This is a genomic window from Acidocella sp., from assembly GCF_035535915.1.
GTDB lineage: Bacteria > Pseudomonadota > Alphaproteobacteria > Acetobacterales > Acetobacteraceae > Acidocella.
Genome location: NZ_DATLPB010000034.1, coordinates 1 through 9,507 on the forward strand (window position 1 = coordinate 1; position 9,507 = coordinate 9,507).

General features: G+C 65.7%; 10 protein-coding genes. 6 read left to right on the forward strand and 4 right to left on the reverse strand.

The window, feature by feature from the left end; all coding sequences use genetic code 11:
* Positions 1–252 (forward strand): adenylosuccinate synthetase (locus tag VNC39_RS04710; RefSeq protein ID WP_325396691.1); only part of this gene is annotated, 252 nt, incomplete at its 5' end.
* A 153-nt stretch (positions 253–405) separates the two neighbouring features.
* Here VNC39_RS04710 and VNC39_RS04715 read toward each other — a convergent pair.
* Positions 406–1,203 (reverse strand): FAD binding domain-containing protein, encoded by a 798-nt coding sequence (locus VNC39_RS04715; protein WP_325396693.1) that lies wholly within the window; start codon positions 1,201–1,203, stop codon positions 406–408.
* 12 nt (positions 1,204–1,215) lie between these two features.
* A complete protein-coding gene (locus VNC39_RS04720) occupies positions 1,216–1,713 on the reverse strand; it encodes a (2Fe-2S)-binding protein (RefSeq protein ID WP_325396695.1) in 498 nt (165 codons plus the stop codon).
* Between the two features lie 193 nt (positions 1,714–1,906).
* On the opposite strand from VNC39_RS04720, the gene VNC39_RS04725 reads away from it, so the two are divergent.
* The 4 genes from VNC39_RS04725 (at position 1,907) to VNC39_RS04740 (ending at position 5,905) form a co-directional block, all read left to right on the forward strand.
* Positions 1,907–2,359 carry a GtrA family protein gene (locus VNC39_RS04725; protein WP_325396697.1) on the forward strand — a complete coding sequence of 151 codons (453 nt, stop codon included), beginning with the start codon at positions 1,907–1,909 and terminating at the stop codon, positions 2,357–2,359.
* 50 nt (positions 2,360–2,409) lie between these two features.
* Positions 2,410–3,813, forward strand: a complete 1,404-nt coding sequence (locus VNC39_RS04730) for a sugar transferase (protein ID WP_325396699.1) — start codon at positions 2,410–2,412, stop codon at positions 3,811–3,813.
* The gene (locus tag VNC39_RS04735) at positions 3,803–4,831 is read left to right on the forward strand and encodes a glycosyltransferase family 2 protein (RefSeq protein WP_325396701.1); all 1,029 of its coding nucleotides are present in this window, start codon (positions 3,803–3,805) and stop codon (positions 4,829–4,831) included. The genes VNC39_RS04730 and VNC39_RS04735 overlap by 11 nt, the downstream gene beginning before the upstream one ends.
* Positions 4,832–5,080: 249 nt before the next feature.
* A complete protein-coding gene (locus VNC39_RS04740) occupies positions 5,081–5,905 on the forward strand; it encodes an ABC transporter substrate-binding protein (RefSeq protein ID WP_325396703.1) in 825 nt (274 codons plus the stop codon).
* Between the two features lie 17 nt (positions 5,906–5,922).
* Here the strand turns inward: VNC39_RS04740 and VNC39_RS04745 are convergent, their stop codons facing one another.
* Positions 5,923–6,804, reverse strand: coding sequence for a tyrosine recombinase (locus tag VNC39_RS04745; protein ID WP_325396705.1), 882 nt, complete (start codon positions 6,802–6,804; stop codon positions 5,923–5,925).
* Positions 6,805–6,832: 28 nt separating this feature from the next.
* Here VNC39_RS04745 and aroB point away from each other — a divergent pair, with 28 nt between their 5' ends.
* On the forward strand, positions 6,833–8,476 hold the full coding sequence (gene aroB, locus VNC39_RS04750; protein WP_325396707.1) for a 3-dehydroquinate synthase: 1,644 nt from the start codon (positions 6,833–6,835) through the stop codon (positions 8,474–8,476).
* Positions 8,477–8,629: 153 nt separating this feature from the next.
* Here the strand turns inward: aroB and VNC39_RS04755 are convergent.
* Positions 8,630–9,507, reverse strand: an 878-nt coding sequence (locus VNC39_RS04755; RefSeq protein ID WP_325396709.1) for a transglycosylase SLT domain-containing protein, incomplete at its 5' end; no start/stop codon positions are given.

A 9,507-nucleotide genomic window follows, 5' to 3' on the forward strand; every position in this document is an offset into this window, starting at 1 on the left:
ATGATCGACGGCAAGGCCTATAAGCATTTGCCCGCCGGCATGGCGGCACAGGCGGCGGCCACGCCGATCTATGAGGAGCTGGAAGGCTGGGAAAGCTCCACCCGCGGCGCGCGCTCCTGGGCGGAACTGCCGGCGGCGGCGATCAAATACGTCAAGCGGATCGAAGAACTGGTGGAAGCGCCGGTGACCCTGCTCTCCACCAGCCCGGAACGCGACGATACGATCCTCGTGCAGGATCCGTTCGCGAATTAAGGAAGAAAGCAGCCGCTTTTTTGAAAAAAAGCGGCGCAAAAAACTTTTACGACGCTGGGCCTGAGGCTTGTCGGCGACAACGCCCCAGGCCCAGCATAACAAAGTTTTTTTGCTACTTTTTGTTCACAAAAAGTAGCGCTTCCTTCCTTCTCTCTATGCTTGGATAGCCTTCACCGCGCGGCGGGCGATCACGCCCACCAGATGCGCCCGGTAGGCGGCGCTGCCATGGATGTCGGCGCTCATCATGTCTTCGTCGGTGGCGACACCTTCCAGCGCCTCGGGGGTGAAAGACTTGTCCAGCGCCTGTTCCATCGCCGTGTGGCGGAACACGCCGTTTTGCCCCGCTCCGGTCACCCCCACTCGCGCGCCCGAAGTGGTTTTGGCCACGAACACGCCGACCATGGCGTAGCGCGACGCCGGGTTGGCGAACTTCACGTAGGCGGCGCGCTGGGGCGGCGTGAAGATCACGGCGGTGATGAGTTCGCCCGGTTCCAGCGCCGTGGTGAACAGGCCCTGGAAGAATTCCGCCGCCGGGATGTCGCGCCGGTTGGTGCGGATCACCGCGTCCAGCGCCAGCACGGCCGCCGGATAGCAGGCGGAGGGGTCGTTATTGGCGAGCGAGCCGCCGATGGTGCCGCGATGGCGCACCTGCCGGTCGCCGATATTGCCGGCCAGCTCGGCCAGGGCCGGAAAATCCTGTTGCACCTCCGGCGCGGCTGCGATTTCGGCGTGCGTCGTCATCGCTCCGATCTCGATCTTGCCGCCCACCCGTTTGATGAAGGCGAGATTCAGCCCCGCCAGATCGACCAGCACGGACGGCTGGTTCAGCCGCTGCTTGAGCACCGGCAGCAAGGTCTGGCCGCCGGCCAGCGGCTTGGCCTCCATGTCGCCAGCGAGGCGTTTCGTGCCCTCGGCGAGGGTGCGGGGTTTGATATAGTCGAAATTATACATGCGTCCCCCTCCCTATACCGCCGCGTACGGCAAAGGCTCACTTTGCATCAGCGGCCAGGCGGCGGCGATGGCCTTGACGATGTTGTGGTAGCCGGTGCAACGGCAGAGATTGCCCTCCAGCCCGTGCCGGATCTGCGCCTCGGTCAGGCCCTCGGGATGGGTTTTCACCAGATCGATCGCGCTCATCACCATGCCGGAGGTGCAGAAACCGCATTGCAGCGCGTGATGTTCGCGGAACATCGCCTGCATGGGATGCAGCGTGCCGTCCGCAGCGGCCAGGCCTTCGATGGTGGTGACATGGCCGCCATCGGCCTGCACCGCCAGCACCGCGCAGGATTTCACGGATTTGCCGTCGAGGCTGACCACGCAGGCGCCGCACTGGCTGGTATCGCACCCGACATGCGTGCCGGTCAGGCCGAGCGGACCGCGAAGAAAATCGACGAGCAGCGTCCTCGCCTCGACCTCCGCCGTTACCGGCTGGTTGTTCACGGTCAGGGAAAGCTGGGGCATTCTTCGGCTCCATTAATTTCGTTGCGCGCGCATGTGAGCGCCCCGGGACCGAAGCGTCAAGCCGGCAAGCGCGCCATGCGCGGCGCGGGCCGGCCAGCCCGCGGAGAAAGACGCCGCATTTTCGGCCAAAAGCCAGGCAAAAACTTTTACGGCGCTTCCCCGCCGGGGCGTCTTGCTCTACGCCGACTTAACGATGCCCCGAAACTCCGTTTCCCAGCAGGTTCTGTCGCTCCTCGATGCTGGTGTCCTGCTGCTGGCGCGCACGGGCTTGAGCGCGGATTTCATCCGCTTCGGCATGGTCGGCGCGCTCGGCTTCTGCTGGGACACCGCGACCGTCTATGCCACGAAGAGCCATTTCGGCCTGTATGCCGCCGGCACGCTGGGCTTCATCGTCGCCGCCACGGCAAACTGGGTGATGAACCGCTGCTGGACCTTCCGCCACCGGGCGCATGGCGCCGCGCATGTGCAATGGCTGAAATTCCTTGCCGCCAATTTCGTCGGCTTCATCTTCAACCGCGGCACCTTCTTCACGCTCATCGCCGTCAGCGCGTTCTGCCGCGCGCAGCCGGTGTTGGCGATCATCGCCGGCACCGCCGCCGGGCTGGTGTTTAACTATTTTCTTTCAAAAAGATTAGTTTTTCGTTAACTTCTACCCCAGGTAACGATTCGTAATCGTAACAACCTGAGGGCGACAGGATGTCTGGCATACATGCCGCCGCCGGGCCAAAGACAAGGCGCGGATGTCACAAACCGACAATACCGGAGCTGCCGCGCGGCCTGGGGGCCGCCGCCGCGGATTTCTGCGCGGTCATGGCGATCCCGCTTTGTGCCAGCCTGCTGCGGCAAAGCGCGGAAAACCTGCCCCGCAACCTGATTTTCTGGACGTTCCTGGCGCTGATCACCGTGGCGCTGATCGCCTCGCATGGCGGCTACGCCACGCGTTTGCGGGCCGCGTCAGCGGCGGGGCTGGCCATCAACTGCTTCCTCGCCACCAGCGCCGCGATGCTGCTGCTCGCCTTTCTGCTCGGCCATCCGCACATCCTGACACGGCGCTGGACCGTGGCGGATTTGGTTCTCACCCCCGCCGCGCTGGGCCTGGTCCGCGGCGCGCTCGGCTTCCGCGCCGCCGGCCCACCCCCCGGCCCCGCGGGCCGCACCTTGATCGTGTGCCACGACAACTGCCCCGCCGGGCTGCTCTCGGCCTTGAATGCCCAAGGCATTTCAGTGAAAAATCCCGAAATCATGTTCCTCGCGGGCCCTCTCCGCCAGGACGCCATCCACCGCCGCCTGCGCGCGCTGGCCGACAAAAAAATCCAGGACATTCTGTTCCTGTACCATCCGGGGCTGGACCGCCTCACCGCCGCGCCGGAATTGCTGGCCGAATTTCTCGCTCTGCCGGCGCGGATCTGGATCGGCTTCGACATCGCCGGAAGCTTTCCCAAATTCCTGCTGAGCGAGCCCGACACGTACCGGATCGTGCGGGTGGCGGGCGATTTCGTCTCTTCGCTCAATCTGACGAAACGGCTGTTCGACATGACCCTGGCCGTGCTCCTGCTCTTCGCCTGCGCCCCGCTGCTGCTGCTCGCCGCCATGCTGGTGAAACTGAGCGGCCCCGGACCGGTGATTTTCCGGCAGTCGCGCATCGGCGCGCAGGGCCGGGCTTTCACCGTGCTGAAATTCCGCACCCTGGTGTTCACGCCCGGCGCGCCCTTCACCCAGGTCCAGCCCGGCGATGCGCGGGTCACAAAGATCGGGCGGTTTCTGCGCCGCACCTCTCTCGACGAGCTGTTGCAGCTCATCAACGTGATCAAGGGCGAGATGTCGCTGGTCGGGCCGCGCCCGCACGCGCCAGAAACCGCCGTGGAAGGCGTGCGGTTCGAGGATGCGGTGCGGCTCTATCGGCTGCGCCACCGGGTGAAGCCCGGCATGACCGGGCTGGCGCAGATTCGCGGCCAGCGCGGCGCCACCCCGCACGTGACGACGCTGGAACAGCGTTTGGCGAGCGACCTCGAATATATCCATTCCTGGTCGCTCTGGCTGGACGTGATGATCCTGATCCGCACCGTCCCGGCCATTTTGCGGCCGCAAAATGCCTGGTGAGGCGCCGCGGCTGATCGCCGGACACAGGCCGGGCCCCGAGTCCTATGATGCGGATATCGTGATTCTGTGCCTGGAGCGGCCGGCGGAAACATGCGCCGCGATCCGCTCGGCCTTAAGCCAGCGCGGCGGCGTTTTTCACGTCAGCGTGCTGGATCAGAATTCCAGCGCGGAGACCATCCAGGCCCTGACAATTGCTTTCGCCACCACGCCGCGTTTTGCCCTGTACCGGTCCACGCAAAATCTCGGGGTCGGCGGCGGCCGGAATTTTCTGAGCGGCTGCGGTCATGGCCGGATCATCGTCGGGCTGGACAATGACGCGGTGTTCCACACCCCGTGGACCGTCGCCGGCGCGCTCAAGGCCTTTCGCCGCCGGCCGGATCTGGGCGCGCTCGGCTTCAATATCCTCGGCCCGGACGGGACGGCGCCGGATTTGTCGAGCTGGGGTTACCCCCAGCTGCTGCGGCCGAAATTTCGCGAAACATTCGACACCACCACCTTTGTCGGCGCCGGCCACGCGATCCGCCGCGCCACCTGGCAGGCAGTGGGCGGCTACGACCCCAGCCTGTTCTTCACCTGGGAGGAATATGATTTCTGCCTGGCCGCGATCGCCCTGCAATGGCGGATCGCCTATGACGGCGCGCTGGCGGTTCGGCACGGCCCCGCCGTCGCCGCCCGCATCGGCTGGGACGGCGCGCGCATGACCGCCTATGTCCGCAACCGGCTGCTGATCAGCCGCAAATGGGGCGCCTCCTGGTGCGCCCTCGCCCCGCGCATGGCCGCCTACGCCCTGCATGGCGCGGTGAATGGCTGCCTGCCGGCGGCGCTCCGTGGCATCGCCGCGGCCTGGCGCGCGGGCATCCCCCGCGGACAACCAATGCCGAAAGTGATGCGGACCTATATACGCGCGCATGAAACCCGGCATCGCGGGTCGTGGCTCGACCGGTTGCGGCGGGAAGTGCTGAGCAAAGACAGAAAGGCTACTTTTTGTGAACAAAAAGTAGCAAAAAAACTTTTGTAATTTGGGCCCTGGTGGTGTCGACGCCAGCACGTTGCGGTCTGGTTCAGCCTGTTGGACTAGCGCCTGGTAAATTTATGCCCGTAATTTAGGCTGTTATGAAGATTTTTGGGCGCCATCTGATTTGTTTCGGATCGAGACCGTCCTAACTTGCATTTTTTCTGACCAAAAGCAGCTTGTTCTTGACCGTAACGAGTGTTCAACTCCGGCTTCGGCGCAACCTGCGCCATTTTGATCCCGGAGGTTGCCGTCATGAAGCTGTTTTCGCGTACCCGCTATCTCGGTTTGGCCGCTCTCGGCATTGCCGCCTTGGCCGCGCCGCGTTCCACGCAGGCTGCCAGCGCCGCACTGCCGGCGGATGTTACCGCCACCAAGACGTTGACATTCTGCAGCGCCGTCAACCTGCCCCCGATGGAGTTCTTCTCAGCTTCGCAACAGCCGGAAGGCGTGGATATCGAGTTGGGCGACGCGCTGGCCAAGCGCCTCGGCGTGACCGCGAAATGGGTGAACATCCCGTTTGCCGGGCTGGTTCCAGCGCTGCTCGCCGGCCATTGCGACGCCATCATGTCGCAGCTTTTCATCAAGCCGGCGCGGCTGAAGGTGATCGACGAGATCCCGTATATGTACTCGCAGGAAGGCTTTATCATGAAGGCCGGCACGCCGAAGCTGAGCGGGCCGCAGGCGCTCTCCGGCGAGAAGGCGGCGACGGTGACCGGCACCACCGCGACCGATCTGCTGAAGCAGGCGAACACGGCCCTGCAAACGGCAGGCAAGCCGCCGGTCAACATCGTGATGTTCCCCGACAACGCGCCAGCGCTGCAACAGGTGCAGTTCGGCCAGGTGGCGGCTTATGGCGTCGCGTATGAAACGGCGTTGTATTACGCCGCCTTGCAGCCGGACCAGTTCGAAGTCGGCGGCGCGCCGTATTTTAAGATCCTCACCGGCATCGGCGTCTCCAAGGATCAGCCCGGACTGAACGCCCGGCTCACGGCCGCCCTGCACGACATGATGGCCGATGGCAGCTACGCCAAGATTTTTAAAAAATGGCACATCGGCGTCGACGCGCTTCAGCGGTAACAACGGGTCCCGAGGCGCTAAACCCGCGCCAGCGGGTGATGCGCCTCCACCAGGCGCTGCAGCCGCTCCGCCAGCACATGGGTGTAGATCTGCGTGGTGGCGATGTCGGCATGGCCGAGCAGTTTCTGCAGGCTGCGCAGATCCGCGCCATGGGCCAGCAGATGCGAGGCGAAGGCATGCCGCAGCACGTGCGGCGAGAGCCGCGCCGGGTCGAGGCCGGCGGCGAGCGCCGCCTGCTTCAGCAGCAAGGCAAAACCCTGGCGCGTCATCGGCTGTTTGAGGTCGCGCCCGGCGAAAAGATAGCGCGGCTTCTGCTTGCCATAGCCGGCGCGTAAGGCGCCGGCAGCCTCCTTGGCAGCGTCCGACAGCGGCACAATGCGCTCGCGCCCGCCTTTGCCCTTGATCAGCAGCATCGCCGCATCGGTGGCCAGCGCCGCCGCCGGCAGGCTGAGCAACTCGGTCACGCGCAGCCCGGTGGCGTAGAGAATTTCCAGCCCGGCCAGGGTTTTCAGGCCCGGCATGCCCTTGATCTCCCGCGCGGCGATGAAGAGCCGGTCCACTTCCGCCTCGCTGAGCGTCTTGGGCAGCGATTGCGGCAGGCGCGGCGTGGCGAGCTCCGCTGCCGGGTTGTCGGCGCGAATCCCCTCGCGCAGCAGGAACAGGAAAAATTGCCGCAAGGCCGAGACCCGCCGCGCCGCGGTGCGCGCGCTGCGGCCGCTGGCGTGCAGCGATTCCAGGTAGGCACTGACGTCCGCGGCACTGGCCTGTGCCGCCCCTGCACCGAAAAAAATGGAAAAATCCTCGAGATCCGTGCGGTACGCCGCCAGCGTGTTGCGCGCCGCCCCGCGCTCGGCCGCGAGCATTTCCAGGAAGGCTTCGGTGGGGCCATCTATCGTCATGTCGATCTTGTGATAAGCCTCGGGCAACATGCAAGACAACAGTGACCCCCTCCCCAAGGCCGAACGCAGCATCGTACTGGTGGGCCTGATGGGCGCCGGCAAAACGGCAATCGGCAAAAGGCTGGCCGAGCAGCTCGGCCTGCCTTTCCACGATGCCGACCACGAAATCGAGAAAGCCGCGGGCACCAGCATTGCGGAGATTTTCGCCCAGCACGGCGAGGCGCATTTCCGCGCCGGGGAAAAGCGGGTGATCCAGCGCCTGCTGGCCGGAAGGCGCATCGTGCTCGCCACCGGCGGCGGCGCCTATATGGACCCGGAAACCCGCGCGATGATCCGTGAACGGGGCCTCTCGGTCTGGCTGCGCTGCGCGCTGCCGATCCTGCTCGCCCGGACCCAGGGGCGCACCCACCGGCCGCTGCTCAATGCCGGCAACCCAGCCGAGACGCTGGCACGGCTTTCCGCGCAGCGCAGCCCGTTCTATGCCCAGGCCGACATCATCGTCGACGGCTCAGAGGACCCGGCCCACGTGACCACCGACAAAGTCATCGCCGCCATCGCCGCCTATGCCCCGCCGCTGCGCGTGCCGGTGACGCTCTCGCAAAGCCGCTACGAGGTGGTGATCGGCGCCGACCTGCTCCCCCGCGCCGGGGCGCTGATCGCGCCGGTCATGCCGCAGCCGCGCTGCGTGATCGTCACCGACGAAACCGTCGCCAGGCTGCATCTGGCAACGCTGCAGGCGAGCCTCGACGAGGTCGGCATCGCCCAGACCGCGATCATCGTGCCGCCCGGCGAAACCTCCAAGAGCGTCGCGACCTGGCAGCACGTGGTCGACCAGCTGCTGGAGCAGAAGGTCGACCGCGCCACCAGCATCGTCGCGCTGGGCGGCGGGGTGATCGGCGACCTGGCGGGCTTCGCCGCCGCCGCCACCTTGCGCGGCCTGCCCTTCATCCAGATTCCGACCACCTTGCTGGCCCAGGTGGATTCCAGCGTCGGCGGCAAGACCGGCATCAACGCCCGGCAGGGCAAGAATTTGATCGGCGCCTTTCACCAGCCGATCATGGTGCTGGCCGATACTGGAGTCCTTGCCACCCTGCCGGCGCGTGAACTTGCCGCCGGCTATGCAGAGATTTTCAAGGCCGGGCTGATCGCCGACGCCGACCTGCACGCCTGGTGCGAGGCCAATGGCAAGGCCATGCTGGCGGGCGATTCCCGGCTTCTGGCCGAGGCGGTGCGCCGCGCCGTGAGATTCAAGGCCGAAGTGGTCGGCGATGACGAACGCGAGACCAAGCCGAATGACGGAAGGGCGCTGCTGAATCTGGGACACACATTCGCCCACGCGCTGGAAGCGGAAACCGGCTACGGCAAAGGGCTGCTGCATGGCGAGGCGGTGGCGACCGGGCTGGTGCTGGCCGCGCATCTCTCCGCGTCGCTTGGCCTGTGTCCACAGGAAGACAGCCCGCGCATCGCCGCACATCTGGCCGAACTCGGCCTGCCGGTGCGCATAAACGGGCTCGAAGCCGACAGGCTGATCGCCCACATGACGCGCGACAAGAAGATGCGCAACGGCAAGCTGACTTTCGTGCTCAGCCGCGGCATCGGCCGCGCCTTCACCAGCAGCGACGTGCCGCCCGAGGCGGTGCGGGCGACGTTGCTGGCCAACGGGGCAGTCTGAAGAAAAAGGAAGCGCTACTTTTTGTGAACAAAAAGTAGCAAAAAAACTTTGTTTACTTTGGGCCCATGCCGGTTCAACGCCTCAGGCCCAGCGTAAACAAAAGTTTTTTGCGCCGCTTTTTTTCAAAAAAGCGGCTGCTTCCTTTCTTCCTTTTTAAAACCGGTCGCCGGGCGAAAGCACCCTGCAGCCGGTCGGACTGGAGGAAAGCCGGTCACAGGCACTCACCGCCGTATCGTGCGCCAGCCCCGCGAACCGCGCCCGGTAATAAGTGTGGCCGTGCACGAACACCGACGAGACCAAGGGCTGGCTCTTGCCGAGCATCCGGTCGGCGGTGAGCTCGGCGATGCCGAGCGCGGCCTTGGCATCGCCGGGGCTGTTATAGGCCCCGACCTGAATGGCCCAGCCGCCGAGTCCCTCGGGCGCATCTTCATGTGCCGGTACGGCGCGCGGCCGGTACACGGGCGACGGCGTGTCGGCCATGGCGGCGGGGACCAGCGAAAAATGCGGCCGCGGCGAAGCGGCCATTTGCGCCGGCGCACGGGGCGGCGGGACGTAAATCGAGGAGTCCGTCGTGCCGGATACCAACGCGGCCACCTGCGCCGGAGACGGCACGCTTGGCACCGGCGCTGGGGCCGGCGCGGGGGCGCTTGCCACCGGGGCCGGCAGCGCCGCCTGGGCGACGACCACCGGCTGCGGCGGGGCACTCTCCGGCGCCTGCGGCAGCGCGCTTGTCGCCGCCCCCTCGCCGCCGGTCTCTGGCTGGGCATTTGACGCCAATTGCACGTCCGCGCTGTTTCCGCCCGGATAATCGCCCGCGATGTGCGGCGCGATCATGGCCAGATAGGCCTGCGTCTCCTGCGGCAGCGGCACATGCTGGTTGACATATTCATCCAACCGCCCGGGCCCGGCATTGTACGCGGCCAGGAAGCCCGGCGAACCGTAGATCGAATACATCTCATGGATATAGGCGGTGCCGGCCATGATATTGTCGTGCGGGTTGAAGGGGTCCGGACCGAGCCCGAATTGCGCCG

What these genes read in the sequence shown, in the direction of transcription:
- VNC39_RS04745 (WP_325396705.1), bottom strand. Translation starts at nt 6,804, where the DNA reads ATGACGATAGATGGCCCCACCGAAGCCTTCCTGGAAATGCTCGCGGCC.
- VNC39_RS04740 (WP_325396703.1), top strand. Translation starts at nt 5,081, where the DNA reads ATGAAGCTGTTTTCGCGTACCCGCTATCTCGGTTTGGCCGCTCTCGGC.
- VNC39_RS04715 (WP_325396693.1), bottom strand. Translation starts at nt 1,203, where the DNA reads ATGTATAATTTCGACTATATCAAACCCCGCACCCTCGCCGAGGGCACG.
- VNC39_RS04725 (WP_325396697.1), top strand. Translation starts at nt 1,907, where the DNA reads ATGCCCCGAAACTCCGTTTCCCAGCAGGTTCTGTCGCTCCTCGATGCT.
- aroB (WP_325396707.1), top strand. Translation starts at nt 6,833, where the DNA reads ATGCAAGACAACAGTGACCCCCTCCCCAAGGCCGAACGCAGCATCGTA.
- VNC39_RS04735 (WP_325396701.1), top strand. Translation starts at nt 3,803, where the DNA reads ATGCCTGGTGAGGCGCCGCGGCTGATCGCCGGACACAGGCCGGGCCCC.
- VNC39_RS04730 (WP_325396699.1), top strand. Translation starts at nt 2,410, where the DNA reads ATGTCTGGCATACATGCCGCCGCCGGGCCAAAGACAAGGCGCGGATGT.
- VNC39_RS04720 (WP_325396695.1), bottom strand. Translation starts at nt 1,713, where the DNA reads ATGCCCCAGCTTTCCCTGACCGTGAACAACCAGCCGGTAACGGCGGAG.